Source organism: Paraburkholderia sp. BR10936 (assembly GCF_040965735.1).
Taxonomy (GTDB): domain Bacteria; phylum Pseudomonadota; class Gammaproteobacteria; order Burkholderiales; family Burkholderiaceae; genus Paraburkholderia; species Paraburkholderia nodosa_A.
Map to the genome: position 1 here is coordinate 18,845 of NZ_JBFRCM010000009.1, position 15,220 is coordinate 34,064.

Annotated in this window: 16 protein-coding genes; 8 read left to right on the forward strand and 8 right to left on the reverse strand. The window is 65.2% G+C overall.

The window, feature by feature from the left end:
- Positions 1-23 precede the first annotated feature (23 nt).
- The gene (locus tag AB4Y36_RS19535; protein ID WP_069265255.1) at positions 24-1,187 is read right to left on the reverse strand and encodes a M14-type cytosolic carboxypeptidase; all 1,164 of its coding nucleotides are present in this window, start codon (positions 1,185-1,187) and stop codon (positions 24-26) included.
- 29 nt (positions 1,188-1,216) lie between these two features.
- The gene (gene yaaA / locus AB4Y36_RS19540) at positions 1,217-2,011 is read right to left on the reverse strand and encodes a peroxide stress protein YaaA (RefSeq protein WP_069265256.1); all 795 of its coding nucleotides are present in this window, start codon (positions 2,009-2,011) and stop codon (positions 1,217-1,219) included.
- Between the two features lie 64 nt (positions 2,012-2,075).
- Between yaaA and AB4Y36_RS19545 the strand changes: the two genes are divergently transcribed.
- Both AB4Y36_RS19545 and AB4Y36_RS19550 read left to right on the forward strand, forming a co-directional pair.
- Complete coding sequence (locus tag AB4Y36_RS19545) at positions 2,076-2,591, forward strand: putative toxin-antitoxin system toxin component, PIN family (RefSeq protein WP_368617034.1); 516 nt, start codon at positions 2,076-2,078, stop codon at positions 2,589-2,591.
- 105 nt (positions 2,592-2,696) lie between these two features.
- Positions 2,697-3,887: a pyridoxal phosphate-dependent aminotransferase gene (locus AB4Y36_RS19550; RefSeq protein WP_368606359.1), complete on the forward strand. Its 1,191-nt coding sequence runs from the start codon at positions 2,697-2,699 to the stop codon at positions 3,885-3,887.
- Positions 3,888-3,968: 81 nt separating this feature from the next.
- On the opposite strand, the gene AB4Y36_RS19555 is transcribed toward AB4Y36_RS19550, so the two are convergent.
- The gene (locus tag AB4Y36_RS19555; protein ID WP_368683878.1) at positions 3,969-4,610 is read right to left on the reverse strand and encodes a glutathione S-transferase; all 642 of its coding nucleotides are present in this window, start codon (positions 4,608-4,610) and stop codon (positions 3,969-3,971) included.
- Positions 4,611-4,718: 108 nt separating this feature from the next.
- Here AB4Y36_RS19555 and AB4Y36_RS19560 point away from each other — a divergent pair, with 108 nt between their 5' ends.
- The 6 genes from AB4Y36_RS19560 to AB4Y36_RS19585 all read left to right on the forward strand — a co-directional run bounded on the left by AB4Y36_RS19560 (position 4,719) and on the right by AB4Y36_RS19585 (position 11,155).
- Complete coding sequence (locus AB4Y36_RS19560; protein WP_368683879.1) at positions 4,719-6,281, forward strand: 3-hydroxyacyl-CoA dehydrogenase; 1,563 nt, start codon at positions 4,719-4,721, stop codon at positions 6,279-6,281.
- Positions 6,278-7,066: an oxepin-CoA hydrolase, alternative type gene (locus tag AB4Y36_RS19565; RefSeq protein WP_368683880.1), complete on the forward strand. Its 789-nt coding sequence runs from the start codon at positions 6,278-6,280 to the stop codon at positions 7,064-7,066. The genes AB4Y36_RS19560 and AB4Y36_RS19565 overlap by 4 nt, the downstream gene beginning before the upstream one ends.
- Positions 7,067-7,097: 31 nt before the next feature.
- Positions 7,098-7,817, forward strand: a complete 720-nt coding sequence (locus AB4Y36_RS19570; RefSeq protein ID WP_368683881.1) for a histidine phosphatase family protein — start codon at positions 7,098-7,100, stop codon at positions 7,815-7,817.
- Positions 7,818-7,859: 42 nt separating this feature from the next.
- Positions 7,860-8,978: a phosphotransferase gene (locus AB4Y36_RS19575; protein WP_368683882.1), complete on the forward strand. Its 1,119-nt coding sequence runs from the start codon at positions 7,860-7,862 to the stop codon at positions 8,976-8,978.
- A gap of 59 nt (positions 8,979-9,037) precedes the next feature.
- Positions 9,038-10,297, forward strand: a complete 1,260-nt coding sequence (locus AB4Y36_RS19580) for an acyl-CoA dehydrogenase family protein (RefSeq protein WP_368683883.1) — start codon at positions 9,038-9,040, stop codon at positions 10,295-10,297.
- A 156-nt stretch (positions 10,298-10,453) separates the two neighbouring features.
- On the forward strand, positions 10,454-11,155 hold the full coding sequence (locus tag AB4Y36_RS19585) for a glutathione binding-like protein (protein WP_069265265.1): 702 nt from the start codon (positions 10,454-10,456) through the stop codon (positions 11,153-11,155).
- Between the two features lie 83 nt (positions 11,156-11,238).
- Here AB4Y36_RS19585 and AB4Y36_RS19590 read toward each other — a convergent pair whose 3' ends face one another.
- The 5 genes from AB4Y36_RS19590 to AB4Y36_RS19610 form a co-directional block, all read right to left on the reverse strand.
- Positions 11,239-11,691, reverse strand: a complete 453-nt coding sequence (locus AB4Y36_RS19590; protein ID WP_368617054.1) for a MaoC family dehydratase — start codon at positions 11,689-11,691, stop codon at positions 11,239-11,241.
- 14 nt (positions 11,692-11,705) lie between these two features.
- Positions 11,706-12,164, reverse strand: coding sequence for a MaoC family dehydratase (locus tag AB4Y36_RS19595; RefSeq protein WP_368683884.1), 459 nt, complete (start codon positions 12,162-12,164; stop codon positions 11,706-11,708).
- Positions 12,165-12,213: 49 nt separating this feature from the next.
- A complete protein-coding gene (locus AB4Y36_RS19600) occupies positions 12,214-13,344 on the reverse strand; it encodes an acyl-CoA dehydrogenase family protein (protein ID WP_368683885.1) in 1,131 nt (376 codons plus the stop codon).
- An 11-nt stretch (positions 13,345-13,355) separates the two neighbouring features.
- Complete coding sequence (locus AB4Y36_RS19605; RefSeq protein ID WP_368683886.1) at positions 13,356-14,552, reverse strand: acyl-CoA dehydrogenase family protein; 1,197 nt, start codon at positions 14,550-14,552, stop codon at positions 13,356-13,358.
- A gap of 69 nt (positions 14,553-14,621) precedes the next feature.
- Complete coding sequence (locus AB4Y36_RS19610; RefSeq protein ID WP_069265269.1) at positions 14,622-15,056, reverse strand: DUF1178 family protein; 435 nt, start codon at positions 15,054-15,056, stop codon at positions 14,622-14,624.
- Between the last annotated feature and the right edge of the window lie 164 nt (positions 15,057-15,220).

Genomic DNA, 15,220 nt, shown 5'->3' on the forward strand with positions numbered 1-15,220 from the left:
TGTCTGCGCGGTGAAGACGCGTGTTACGCAAACGCCTCCACGTGATGCAGGATGGCCTGCAGCATCGCAGCGCCAAGTGCGGCGCTACGCTCACCGTTCCAACCTACGCGTTCGTCGGGCAGATTGGCGTTGTCCTTGAACGGCATCTCGAGCGTGAGCGACAGGCAGCCGTAGCGATGGCCGATGTACTTCGACGCGAGTTTGAGCGCATCTTCGCGGTAGCGGCTCGCCTCGTAGCCGTGCTGATCCTGGAAGTCGGGGCTCGCCACCTTGAACGCCTCGATGAACGCCTTCTGCTCCGCGCGTTGCTGATCGGTAAAGCCAGGCAGCATTTCCGAGCCCGCCACGAACACATAGGGCAGCGTCTCGTCGCCGTGGATGTCGAAGAAGAGATCGACGCCCGTGGCTTCGATCGCATCGCGCACGACCAGCACTTCGGGACTACGCTGCGCGTCCGGCGCCATCCACTCGCGGTTCAGGTTCGCGCCCACGGCGTTGGTACGCAAATTCCCGTGCACGCTGCCGTCCGGATTCATGTTCGGCACGATATGGAACACGGCGCGGTCGTAAAGCTTGCGCGCGACCGGATCGCCAGCCCAGTCGCCCCAACCGGCGAGCCGCTTGACCAACCCTTCGACGAACCACTCGGCCATGCTCTCACCCGGATGCTGGCGCGCGATGATCCAGACCGTCTTCTTGGGCTTGCCGTCGGGCGCGGTGTCGCCCGGCATGCCAAGCGAGAGCAGCGACATGGGGCGGCCCTCGACGCTCTGGCCGAGTTCCGTCAGTGTGGCGTGCGGCAGTTGCTGAAGCGCGCCGAGGAACTCCGAGTGACGCTCTTCGCTATACGGCTCGAAGTACGCGTAGTAGATGCTGTCGAAGTCGGGCGTGTGGTCGATGACGAGTTCCTTCCCGTCATACGAGGTCGGCACGCGGAACCAGTTCACGCGGTCGTAGCTCGCCGCGGCCTGGTAGTCGCGCCAGCCCTCGGGAAATGCGCAGGCCGACGCGTTCTCGAACGTCATCACGCAACGTTCGCCGCGCGCGCCCGAGAGGCGGAAGTAGAACCATTGCGCGAACTCGGACTGGTTATCCGCTCGCACGCGCAGACGGATGTCGTCGGCGCGCTCGCACGACAGGACCTCGATCGCGCCCGCATCGAAATGGCTGGAGATGGCAATCGTCATGGTGTTTTCCTTCCCGCTTGCTTGTTCATTTACTCGGCGATGCGCCGACGAAATACATAGGTCGAATCGTTCGATGCATCCGCATCGAACGCGTAGCCTTCCACATCGAACGCCTTGAGCGCCTCGGGCTCCGCCACGCGGTTCTCGACGGCATAACGCGCCATCAAGCCGCGCGCGCGCTTCGCGTGGAAGCTGATGATCTTGTAGCGCCCACCCTTCCAGTCTTCGAATACCGGCGTGATCACAGGCGCGGCGAGCTTCTTCGGCTTTACGGCCTTGAAGTACTCGTTCGACGCGCAGTTCACCAGCACGCGCGCACCCTTCGCCGCTTTCGCCTGGTTGTGCTCGATCTGCGCATTGATCGCGTGCGTGATGCGCTCGCCCCAAAACGCGTAGAGATCCTTGCCGCGCGCATTTTCGAAACGCGTGCCCATTTCCAGGCGATAAGGCTGCAGCAGGTCGAGCGGACGCAGCAGGCCATAGAGCCCGGAGAGCACACGCACATGCTGTTGCGCATAGTCGAGATCCGCCGACGAGAGCGACTTCGCGTCGAAGCCTTCGTAGACATCGCCGTTGAACGCGAGCACGGCCTGCTTCGCGTTGGTCTGGCTGAACTGCTTCGACCAGTCGGCGTAGCGCTGGAAATTCAGGCGCGCGAGCGGGTCGGAAATGCTCATGAGCGAACCGATCTGCTGCGGCGAGAGGCGGCGCAAGCCCGCGATCAGCTCGGCTGCGTCGTCGACGAAATCGGGGATAGTGTGGGCTTCGATGTGCGCCGGCGTGTCATAGTCGAGCGATTTGGCCGGCGACAGAACGATTATCATAGAGGCTTGCAGGCACGATGTGCCGATGTTCAAAGGCGAAAGCCCGATTGTAGCGAATTCACGAATGACCGGCCTCACGCCCCCAACCGCAGCATCCCTCTCGCCCGCCGCCGCTCGCGCGCTCCCCGTGGTTCTCGACTCGAATGTCTGGCTCGATATCCTCGTGTTCGACGACGCGCACACGCGCCCCATTCGCGCGGCGCTCGAGCGCGGCGCGATCCAGGCGCTGATCGACGCGCGTTGCCAGGCCGAGTTGGCCCACGTGCTCGACTATCCGCAGTTCGCTGGCCGCGGCGTCGCGAAAGCGGACGCGCTCGCGGCGCTGGCCGGCCTCGTTGAACTGATCGAGCTGCCCGGGCTTGCCGCCGACGCGCGGCCCCTGCCCCAATGCCGCGACCGCGACGACCAGAAGTTTCTCGAACTGGCGCGCGCAAGCGGCGCACGGTGGCTCGTCTCGAAGGACCGCGCGGTGCTCAAGCTCGCGAAGCGCGTGGCGCGCGACTTTGGCTTTCGCATCGCAACGCCCGACGCCTTCGTCGCCGAATGCGTGCAAAGCGCTGCTCAAGCAGCGCAGGCGTGATGCCCCTGCATCACGGCGTGCGCGCCCGGCCTGACCACCGCAGCGGTGCCGATTTGCCTACAATCGGACTTTGACCCAACCCAACGCCCGACTCCCGCCCGCGACATGAACGCACCGCATCCCACGCAGAATTCGCAGGACACCCTGCTCACGCCCTCTTTTCCGTCGCGTCTGCCGAACGTCGGCACGACGATCTTCACCGTGATGAGCGCGCTCGCCGCCGAAAAGGGCGCGGTCAACCTGGGCCAGGGCTTTCCCGACTTCGATTGCGACGGGCGCATCGTCGACGCCGTCTCGCAAGCCATGCGCGAGGGTCACAACCAGTACCCGCCGATGGCAGGCATCGCCGCGCTACGCGAAGCGATCGCGGACAAGATCGAGCACGTGTACGGCCGCCGCTACGACGCCAATAGCGAGATCACGGTGACGGCCGGCGCCACGCAAGCGCTCCTCACGGCGATTCTCGCGACCGTGCACGCGGGCGACGAAGTGATCGTGGTCGAGCCGACCTACGACAGCTATTTGCCGTCGATCGAACTGGCGGGCGGCAAGCCCGTGTTCGTGACGCTCGAAGCGCCCGACTACGCGATTGCGTTCGACCGCCTCGCCGCGGCCATCACGCCGAAAACGCGCCTCATCCTCATCAATACGCCGCACAACCCCACGGGCACAGTGTGGCGCGCCGAGGACATGCAAAAGCTCGAGGAGATCGTGCGCGGCACCAACGTGCTGATCCTCTCCGACGAGGTCTACGAGCACATGGTCTACGACGGCCAGCCGCACGAAAGCGTGGCGCGCTATCCGGAGCTGGCCGCGCGCAGCTTCATCGTGTCGAGCTTCGGCAAGACCTATCACGTGACGGGCTGGAAGGTGGGCTATGTCGCCGCGCCCGCGCCGCTCACGGCGGAGTTCCGCAAGGTGCACCAGTTCAACGTCTTCACCGTGAACACGCCGATGCAGTTCGGCCTGGCGCAGTATCTGCGCGATCCGAAGCCGTATCTGGAACTGCCCGCGTTCTACCAGAAGAAGCGCGACTTCTTTCGCGCCGGACTCGCCAACACGCGCTTCAAGCTGCTGCCGTGCGAAGGCACCTACTTCCAGTGCGTGGACTATTCGGCGATCAGCGATCTGCCCGAAGCGGAATTCTCGAAGTGGCTCACTGCGGAGATCGGCGTGGCCGCCATTCCGGTGTCGGCGTTCTATCACGAGGCGCACGAATCGGGCGTCGTGCGCTTTTGCTTCGCCAAGCAGGAAAGCACGCTCGCGACCGCGCTCGAGCGGCTTGCGCGGCTCTGATGTCGTGCGCGCGCGATGAATCCACGAACGGCAGTGCGTTCCCGATCATCGCGCGCAACAACGTGCAAAACGCCGCAACGCTTACGAGTTCGCCTCGATATACGCCTTGCGGTCCGCGTTGACGCGCTGCGCCGTCGGGCGTTCACCGACCAGCTTGATATACGTTTTCCAGTCGATACCCACGTCGGCGAGGAAATCGCTGCCGTAGACGGCCTGCGTCGCGCGGCCCACGAGCGGCAGGCTCACGAACGCCGCCGCATCGGCCACGCCGAACTGCTCGCCCGCCACGTAAGGCGCGAACTTCGCGATCCGCCTGAAGGCCGCCACGTAACGGCGCAGCCGCTTTTCCATGGTCGCTTTGACCTCGTCCGTCACCTTGCTGCCGAAGAACGCCTCGCCATACAGCTCACGCGCGTTCAACTCCAGATGCGTTTCGATGAAAACGATGAGTTCGCGCTCCTTCGCTGCCTGCCACGGATCCGCCGCGAAAATGTGCTTCTCTGGAAAGCGCGCTGCCAGATACTCGACGATCACTTCCGACTCGCACAAAAAGCCCTGCTCCGTTTCGATATAAGGCACCTTGCCGGCCGGCGACTGCGCGAGCTGCGCCTCTTCGAGCGGCAGCTTGTTCGGCAGCTCCTCGAACGCGATGCCGTGCTCGAGCAGCAGAAGCTTGACCTTGTTGTAGTAATTCGAAAGCGCGAAACCGTGCAGCTTGATCATCCTCGTTGCCTCCTTCAGAGAGGCAGCTCCCTTTTCGGAACTGCCGAACCGTTTTCATAAAATTGTACGACCGTGCTATTCTAGGCCAATCATGGAGCCAGGCTTCCAATGACTTCACATCATTTCAACATTGAGACAATCGGCATCGTCGGCACCGGCGCGATGGGCCGCGGCATCGCCCAGATCGCTGCGCAGGCAGGCCTCGCGGTGCGCCTCTACGACACGAACCCGCAGGCGGTCGCCGCCGCGCGCGATTATCTCGCCGACACCTTCGCGAAACTCGCGGCAAAAGGCAAGCTCGATGAGGCTGCCGCCAACGCCGCGCTCGAACGCGTGAGCGGCGCGCATACGATCGATGAACTTGCTGTCTGCGATCTCGTGATCGAGGCGATCGTCGAGAATCTCGAGGCCAAGCGCACGCTCTTTCGCGAGCTCGAAAGCGTGGTGAGCGAGCGTTGCCTGCTCGTTTCGAACACCTCTTCGCTTTCCATTACCGCCATCGCTGCCGCGTGCAGCGATGCATCGCGTGTGGCGGGCTATCACTTCTTCAACCCCGTGCCGCTCATGAAGGTGGTCGAAGTGATCGACGGCCTGCGCAGCGATCCCGCCGCCGGCGACGCGCTCATGGCGCTCGCGCGCCGCATGGGCCACACGCCAGTGCGCGCGAAGGACATGCCCGGCTTCATCGTCAATCACGCGGGCCGCGGCATGAATACCGAAGGCCTGCGCGTGGCGGGCGAAGGCGTAGCGAGCTTCGTCGAGATCGATCGCATCATGCGCGAACAGGCTGGCTTTCGCCTCGGACCGTTCGAGTTGCTCGACCTCACCGCCCTCGATGTCTCGCATCCGGTGATGGAGTCGATCTATCACCAGTTCTATGAGGAGCCGCGCTTCACGCCCTCCCCCATCACGGGTGTGCGGCTCGCAGGCGGCCTCGTTGGCCGCAAAGCCGGTGAAGGCTTCTATCGCTATGTCGATGGCAAGCAGCAGGCGCCCGACGAGCCCGCAGCGCCCACGGCACTGCCTGCGCGCATCTGGGTGAGCCGCCGCAACGCCGCCGCGCGTGACGCCGTGCTCGCGCTCGCAGCGAAAGCGAGCGTGGCCGTCGACGAAAGCGATACGCCGGCAGCCGGTTCGCTGATCGTCGTCGCGCCGCTCGGCCTCGACGCCACGACCGCCGCGCTCGACGAGCAGCTCGACGCGAGCCGCGTCGTCGCCATCGACACGCTGTTCCCGCTCGACACCGCGAAGCGCCGCACGCTGATGACGACGCCCGCCACCACGCGCGAAGCCCGCGACGCGGGCCACGCGCTCTTCGCCGCCGACGGCGTGCCGGTCACCGTGATCCGCGATTCGACGGGCTTTGTCGCGCAGCGTATCGTCGCGACGATCGTCAACATCGGTTGCGACATCGCGCAAAAACAAATCGCCACGCCCCGTGACATCGACCTCGCGGTCACGCTGGGTCTCGGCTACCCGCGCGGCCCGCTCGCGCTCGGCGACGCGCTGGGCGCGCACACGATCCTCACGATCCTGCGCAACATCCACACCGTGCTCGGCGATCCGCGCTATCGCCCGTCGCCGTGGCTCGCGCGCCGCGCGCAGCTCGGCCTTTCGCTGACGCAAGCAGACGCAGCAGACATCAACGCATCGAACGAGGCACCGCAATGAGCGCCGAACTCCTCAGCACCCGCCCGCAAGGCCACGAATCGACACTCGTCCTCACGCTGTCGAACCCCGGCGCACGCAACGCGCTGCATCCCGACATGTACGCCGCTGCTGTCGAAGCCTTCGACGCCGCCGAGCGCGACTCGTCATTGCGCGCAATCGTCCTCACCGGCGCCGATAACTTCTTCTGTGCGGGCGGCAACCTCAACCGCCTGCTCGAAAACCGCGCGAAGGACCCTTCGGTGCAGGCCGCCAGCATCGACATGCTCGCTGCGTGGGTCACCGCGATGCGCCAGTCGAGCAAGCCGATCATCGCCGCCGTGGAAGGCGCGGCCGCCGGCGCGGGCTTCTCGCTCGCACTCGCCGCCGACCTGCTCGTCGCCGCCGACGATGCGAAGTTCGTCATGGCCTATTCGCGCGTGGGTCTGACGCCCGACGGCGGCGGCTCGTGGTTCCTTGCGCGCTCGCTGCCGCGCTCGCTCGCGTTCGAGCTGATGGTGGAAGGCAAGCCGATCGGCGCGGCGCGTCTCGCGGAACTGGGCGTCGTGAACCGGCTCGCGAAGCCGCAAACGGCGCTCGATACGGCGCTTGCCTGGGCCGACGAACTCGCGAAGATCTCGCCGAATTCGGTGGCGCGCATCAAGGGTTTGACGAGCGTCGCGGACTCGCAACCGCTCGAAGCACAGCTCGCTGCGGAGCGCGAAAGTTTCGTCGCGTCACTGCATCACCGCGACGGCCTCGAAGGCATTACCGCGTTCCTCGAAAAGCGCGCCCCTGTCTACAAGTAAATCCGCTTCAATCCGCACGAGCGGCACACCCATGACCGAATATCAGTTGCCCGCGCGCCGGCGCCTCTATGTGATGCGTCACGGCGACGTCACCTACTTCGACGAGACGGGTCGCGCAATCGACCCGGACACCGTGCCGCTCAACGAGAACGGCCGCGCCCAGGCCACCGCCGCCGGCGAAGCGTTCGCGTTGCAGGGGGTGCGTTTCGATCGCGTGATCGTGAGCGGACTGCGCCGCACGGTCGAGACTGCGCAGCGCGTGCTCGCGGCAACCGGTCAGTCGATCGAACTCGAAGTGCAGAGCGCGTGGGAAGAGATTCGCGGCGGCCGTCTCGCCGCTATTCCCCCCGCTGAAGTCGAAGCCGCCTTTCTGCGCGTGTTCGACGGCATCGTGCCGGAAGACACGCGCTTCCTCGGCGGCGAGACCATCGGCGAGCTGCTCGACCGCGTGCTGCCGCCGCTCGATGCGCTGCGCACCGACCTTTCGTGGGACTCGGCGCTGCTCGTGCTGCACGGCGGCGTGAACCGCGCGATTCTCTCGCATGCGATCACGGCGGGCGGACGCGCATTCTTCGGCCATCTCGCGCAGGCCACAGGCTGCATCAACGCGCTCGATGTCGGCGCCGAGCCGCGAGACTGGGTCGTGCGCATGCTCAACCACGCGCCGCCCTCGCCGCTGCACCGCGACACCCGCAACACGACGATGGAGATGCTGTACGCGCAGTACCTGCGCTATAAACCGCGCGGCTGACGCGCGGCGACCCACAGGAGAATCAGGAGAAGGGAGACGAATATGGCGCAAGCCACCCCGGATGGAGACACGCAAAACAACGCGCAACCGCGCCCCGACTACTCGGCGTTCGAAGGTACGCGCCCGGTTGCCGAGCGCCAGCGCTTCGACACCGAGGCGCTGGGCGCCTGGCTCGCCGCTCACGTGGAAGGCTTCCAAGGCCCCCTCACGATCGAGCAGTTCGCCGGCGGCCAGTCGAACCCGACGTTCAAGCTCGTCACGCCCGGCCGCACCTACGTGATGCGGGCCAAGCCGGGACCCAAGGCGAAGCTGCTGCCGTCCGCGCACGCGATCGAACGCGAATACCGCGTGATGGACGCACTCGCCGCAACGGACGTACCGGTCGCAAACATGCTCGCGCTGTGCGACGACGAAGCGGTGATCGGCCGCGCGTTCTACGTGATGGAGTTCGTCGAGGGGCGCGTGCTCTGGGACCAGTCGCTGCCCGGCATGACGCGCGAGCAGCGCGGCGCGATCTACGACGAGATGAACCGTGTGATCGCCGCGCTCCACAACGTGACGCCCAACGCCGTGGGCCTCGCCGACTACGGCAAGCCAGGCAATTATTTCGCACGCCAGATCGATCGCTGGAGCCGCCAGTATCAGGCCTCGGAAACGGAGCGCATCGACGCCATGCATCACCTGATCGAATGGCTGCCGCAGCACATGCCCGACGATGCGGGCTCGCGCGTATCGGTCGTGCATGGCGACTACCGGCTCGACAACCTGATCTTTCATCCGAGCGAGCCGCGCGTGCTGGCCGTGCTCGACTGGGAGCTCTCCACGCTCGGCGACCCGCTCGCCGACTTCTCGTATCACTGCATGGCCTGGCACGTCGATCCCGCGCAGTTTCGCGGCATTGCCGGCCTCGACTGGCAGGCGCTCGGCATACCCGACGAGGCGCAGTACGTTGCGCGCTATTGCGAGCGCACCGGCCTCGAGATTCGCGGCGACTGGAACTTCTATCTTGCGTACAACATGTTCCGGATCGCGGCGATCCTGCAGGGCATCATGAAACGCGTCGTGGACGGCACAGCCGCGAGCGCGCAGGCCATCGACGCCGGCCGCCGCGCGAGGCCCATGGCGGAACTCGCCTGGCGCTACGCGCAGAAGGTGCGCTGAAACCCCGTTCGAGAACGACTCACTTTTCACTGTCACCGCATCGCATTGCGAGGTCACCGATGAATTTCGATTACTCCCCGAAAGTGCAGGCCCTGCGCGAGAAACTGCTCGCGTTCTTCGACGAACACATCTATCCGAACGAAGCCATCTTCCACGAGGAAGTCGAGCGCAATCGCGCGAACGGCAATGCGTGGGTGCCGACGGAGATCGTCGAGCAGTTGAAGGAAAAAGCTCGCGCGGCCGGGCTATGGAACCTGTTCCTGCCCGCCTCCGAACGCGGCGCGGGTCTCACGAACCTCGAATACGCGCCGCTGTGCGAGATCATGGGCCGCGTGCACTGGGCGCCTGAAGTATTCAACTGCAGCGCGCCCGACACCGGCAACATGGAAACCATCGAGCGCTATGGCAGCGAGGCGCACAAGCAGCAATGGCTCACGCCGCTGCTGGCAGGGCAGATCCGCTCTGCCTTCCTGATGACCGAGCCCGACGTGGCCTCGTCGGACGCGACGAACATCCAGACGCGCATCGAGCGCGACGGCGATGACTACGTGATCAACGGCACGAAGTGGTGGTCGTCGGGTGCGGGCGACCCGCGCTGCGCGATCTACATCCTGATGGGCAAGACCGATCCCGATGCGCCGCGCCATGCTCAACAGTCGATGATCCTCGTGCCCTCGGATTCGGCCGGCATCACCGTGCGCCGCCCGCTCACCGTGTTCGGCTACGACGACGCGCCGCACGGCCATATGGAGATCACGCTCGAAAACGTGCGCGTTCCCGCTGCGAACATTTTGCTCGGCGAAGGCCGCGGGTTCGAGATCGCGCAAGGGCGACTGGGACCGGGCCGCATTCACCACTGCATGCGCCTGATCGGCCTCGCGGAACGTGCGCTCGAATTCATGGCGAAGCGCGCCCTTTCACGTGTGGCATTCGGCAAGGCGGTCGCCCAGCAGACCGTCACGCAGGAGCGCATCGCCGAAGCGCGCTGCATGATCGAACAGGCCCGGCTGCTCACGCTCAAGACCGCGTACATGATGGACACCGTTGGCAACAAGGGCGCGCGCGGCGAGATCGCCATGATCAAGGTGGTGGCGCCGAACATGGCCTGCCAGGTGATCGACTGGGCCATGCAGGTGCACGGCGCGGCGGGCGTGAGCGGCGACTTCCCGCTGGCGTACTCGTACGCTTCGGCGCGCACGCTGCGCTTCGCCGACGGCCCCGACGAAGTGCACCGCAACGCCATCGCCAAGCTCGAACTCGCGCGCCATATGGACGCGGGCGCGGCATCGCGCGTGGAAATGCCGGTCACGCGCTCGTAAGTCTGCGCGAGTCCACGTAAGTCCACAAGCACAGCAGGGGCGCTCTGGCGCACTCTGCGAGCGACGCCGATCTATGCTAATTTGCGCCAGATCGGGCGTCGCGCAAGACTATCCAGACTTTCGCGGCGCCTTCTTTCATGGTGCCAAGGAGCCACGATGATCGACGTCTACAGCTGGGCCACGCCGAACGGTCACAAAGTCCATATCATGCTCGAGGAGACCGGCCTCGAATACCGGGTGCATCCGGTCGATATCGGCGCGGGCGACCAGTTCAAGCCCGAATTCCTCGCCATCAGCCCGAACAACAAGATTCCCGCCATTACCGACTCCGAAGGCCCGCGCCGCGCCGACGGCCAGCCGTTCTCGCTGTTCGAGTCGGGTGCGATCCTGATCTATCTCGCCGCGAAAACCGGCCGCTTCATGCCTGAAGACCTCGCGGCGCGCTACGACGTGCTGCAATGGGTGATGTTCCAGATGGGCGGTCTCGGCCCCATGCTCGGCCAGGCGCACCACTTCCGCATCTACGCGCCCGAGAAGATCGAGTATGCGGTCAATCGCTACACGAACGAGGCGAAGCGGCTCTACAACGTGATGGAAACGCAGCTGGAAAAGACCGAGTATCTGGCCGGGGACGAGTACACCATCGCGGATATCGCCGCATTCCCGTGGACGCGCTCCTGGCAAAACCAGGGCATCGATCTCGATTCGCTGCCCAACGTGAAGCGCTGGCACGAAACGATCGCCGCGCGGCCGGCAGTCAAGCGCGGCGTGGAAGTGCTCGCCAATGCGCGCAAGCCGCTCATGGATGAGAAGGCGAAGGAGATGCTGTTCGGCGCGACGCAGTACGCCAGACACTAACGCATTACGCGGAAATCCGCGCAAAACCAAAGGGGCGCCCGCCGTGCAACGGAGCGCCCCTTTTCGTTGAGCACGCAATCAAACTAGAAGTAGTGCCGCGTGATGAACTCGGCCACGCATGCGGGCCGCTCGCTGCCTTCACGCTCGATGCTCACATCCCACACGACTTGCACGCCGCCGCCCTCCACGTCGCTCACTTCTTTCACCGCGATGCGTGCACGCACCTTCGCGCCCACGGGCACCGGCTGCGTGAAGCGCACGCGGTTGAGCCCGTAGTTCACGCCCATGCGCTGACGCATGTGCAGCGTCCCTCCGAGCAGCACGGGAATCAGCGAAAGCGTGAGAAAGCCGTGCGCGATCGGGCCGCCAAACGGCGACTCGCGGCGCGCTCGTTCGGCGTCGATATGGATCCACTGGTGGTCGCCCGTGGCGTCGGCAAAACCATGCACGTCCGCCTCGCTCACCTCGCGCCAGCCGCTCACGAGCGGCCCTGCGCCGATCAGCACGCGCAACGCCGCCGCGTCGGCAATCTGCATGACATCGCTTTCGCTCACATTGCGCTCCCTGGATGGCGAAGGCCGAACAGCGCCTTCGAACGCACGGTCACGATCAGTTCGCCGTGCTGGTTGTGTCCTTCCCACTGCGTTTCCACGATGCCGCGATCGGGCTTGCTCGCCGAAACGCGCTTGCTCAGGATCGCGTTCGTCATCGTCAGCGTGTCGCCCACGCGCGTGGGCTTGAGCCAGCGAATCTCGTCGACGCCGGGCGAGCCCATCGAGGTCGAGTCCTTGAGAAAGTTGCGTACGAGCATGCCCATCATGACCGAGCAGGTATGCCAGCCGCTCGCGACGAGCCCGCCGAACATCGACGCCTCGCCGCCCGCCTCGCTCATGTGGAATGGTTGCGGATCGAACTGCTCCGCGAATTGCACCACCTCGTCACGCCCAAAGGTGTGCGAACCGACCACATAGCGCTTGCCCACTTCGAGATCTTCGTAACTCACGCCCATCCGTTTTCTCCGCCGATGTTGCCCTGTTGTTGCCTGCTGCCGCCACGCGTTACGCTGCTGCCTGCGCGAAACCGGGCAGCGATGCGAAGCGTTCGAGGTGGTGATCGACATCGCCGAGCGTCGTTTCGATGATCGCCAGACGCTTGAACAGATGCGCGGCCGCCACTTCGTTGGTGACGCCCATGCCGCCGTGCAGCTGCACGGCCTGCTGGCCGATGAAACGCGCCGCCTGCCCCACGCGCACCTTCGCTGCCGAGATCGCGCGGCGCCGCTCTTCGGCCGACTCGCTACTGTAACGCGCGGCGGCCAGGTAAGTCAGCGAGCGGGCCTGCTCGTCGTGGATCAGCATCTCTGCCATACGGTGCTGCAGCGCCTGGAAGCGCGCGATCGGCACGCCGAACTGTTGACGCGTCTTCGTGTATTCGACCGTGGCGTGGTTGAGCGCGTCCATGGTTCCCACGGCTTCCGCGCATAGCAGAAACGTGGCGTAGTCGGCAATCTTCTCCCATGTCGCCGCGCCGGTGTGCGCGTCGCCAAGACGGCGCGCGTGCGCTTCGTTGAAGGTCAGCGTCGCAGCGCGTTGGCCGTCGATCGTGCGGTAATCGCCCACCTCGACACCGTGCGCATCGCGCGCCACGACGAAGAGCGCAACCTCACCCGCGAAGCGCGCCGGCACGATCCAGTGGTCGGCCTGGGCGCCGTGCTGCACGACCGATTTCGTGCCGGTGAGCGCGAAGCCGTCGCCCGTCTCCTTCGCCTGTGTATCCAGCGAGAACAGGTCGTAGCGCGACTGCGGCTCGTGGAACGCGGCAGCGAGCTTGATCTCGCCCGAGGCGACGCGTTCGAGCAGCGCTGCGTTTTCCGCTTCGGCCGCACCGCCCGCGAGCTTGAGCGCCTCGACGCCCACCGCGGTTGCCCAGTACGGCTCGACCACGAGCGCGCGGCCCAGCTCCTGCATGACGACGAGCATGTCGAATGGCGCGCCGTCGAAGCCGCCCTGCGCCGCCGGCACCGGCAGCGCGGTCAGACCCAGTTCGACGAACGCGTTCCAGTGCTGGTCCGAAACGCCGGCCGGTGTCTTCACGATCGCCTGGCGTGCTTCGAAGCCGTAGTTCTTGTCGAGATAGCGACGCAGCGCGTCGGCGAGTTGCTGTTGTTCTTCGGTGAAATTGAAGTTCATGGCGCCGCTCCTCAAATCCCCAGAATCATCTGCGAGATGATGTTCTTCTGAATTTCGTTCGACCCGCCGTAGATCGACGTCTTGCGATAGTTGAAGTAGTACGCCGCGAGCGGGGCCGCGTCGTCGTCGCCGCCGGCCGCGTGTTCGTGCTCGCCCTCGAGGTAGGCCGGGTCGAACGGCGCTGCAAGCGGGCCGACCGCGTCGACCATCAGCTCGGTCAGCGCCTGCTGGATCTCCGTACCCTTGATCTTGAGCATCGACGCTTCGGGACCGGGGCCGCGTCCGCCCTCCGCGCTCGCGATCACGCGCTCGGCGGTCACTTCCAGCGCCATCAGCTCGATTTCGACGGCGGCCACGCGCGCCGCGAACACGGGATCTTCGAGCAGCGGTTTGCCATGCTTCTTCTGCCTGAGCGCAACGCTCTTGAGGAAGGCGAGTTCGCGGTTCGACGCGCCCACGCGCGCGATGCCCGTGCGCTCGTGGCCGAGCAGATACTTCGCGTAAGTCCAGCCGCGGTTCTCGTCGCCGACGAGATTTTCGACCGGCACCTTCACGTCTTCGAAAAAGACTTCGTTGACCTCATGGTCTTCATCGAGCGTGATGATCGGACGCACGGTGATGCCGGGCGTTTTCATGTCGATGAGGAGAAACGAGATGCCTTCCTGCTTCTTGGCCGCAGGATCGGTGCGCACGAGGCAGAACATCATGTCGGCGTGCTGGCCGAGCGTGGTCCAGGTCTTCTGCCCGTTCACGACGTAGTGATCGCCTTCACGAACTGCGCGTGTACGCAACGATGCGAGGTCCGATCCCGAGCCCGGTTCGGAGTACCCCTGACACCACCAGTCTTCACCGGAAAGGATGCGCGGCAGATAGCGGCGCTTCTGGGCCTCGTTGCCGTACTTCATGAGCACGGGGGCGACCATCGACACGCCGAAGGGCAGCACCGGCGGCGCGCCGATGCGTCCGCACTCGGCGTCCCAGATGTGGCGTTGCGCTTCGGTCCAGCCTGGGCCGCCCCATTGCGCGGGCCACGCGGGCGCGGACCAGCCCTGCTTGCCTAGCAGCTTGTGCCAGTTGGCAATGTCGTCGCGCGAGAGGCGTTTGTGGTTGAGAACCTTGTCGCGCATCGCTTGAGGCAGATTGGCCTCGAGCCAGGCGCGGATTTCGGCGCGAAATGCGTCGTCAGCGGGGGTGTAGTCCAGATCCATGCGCAATGTCTCCTGGCCGCGGCCGGTGCGGAGCGTTTCCCCCGCGCCGCGGCGAAGACCCGCATGGCGTTATTGCAGCGGACCCTTCAACGCGGCCGGAACCGGCAGCGGCATCACATCGATGCCTTCTTCGACGAGAGCTTGCGCATCGTCCGCAGAAGCGACTCCACGAATATTGCGCGACGGCGCTTCGTTGTAGTGAATGCGCCGCGCCTCCTCGACGAAACGGTCGCCTACGTTCTCCGTCTTCTCGAGGACCTCGCGGATCACACGCATCGCATGCGCCTGCCATTGCGCCGCCTGCTCGTGCGGCGACGCTTTCGGCGTTTCGCTCGCGCCGGACAGGTTCAGCCGGGGCGCGGACGGCAAGCGGGTCACATGGGTGGCGCCGCACATCGGACATTCGACCAGCTTGCGGGACAGTTGCGACTCGAAGTCGTCAACCGAGGCGAACCAGCCTTCAAACCGATGGCCGTCTGGACACTGTAAATCGAGGACCTTCATGGGGAATCGAGGCTTGCGATGAGTTTAGCGCAAATCGTAAATTTGTGAACGACCGTTCGAAAAAATTCCTGCGGCCAGCCACCGGGACTTTCCCGGGGGTTCGATTGTAGCGCCGCGCGGGCGGGCGCGCTGAAGGTGCTTCAGGTGTACCTGCGCTTGGGGTG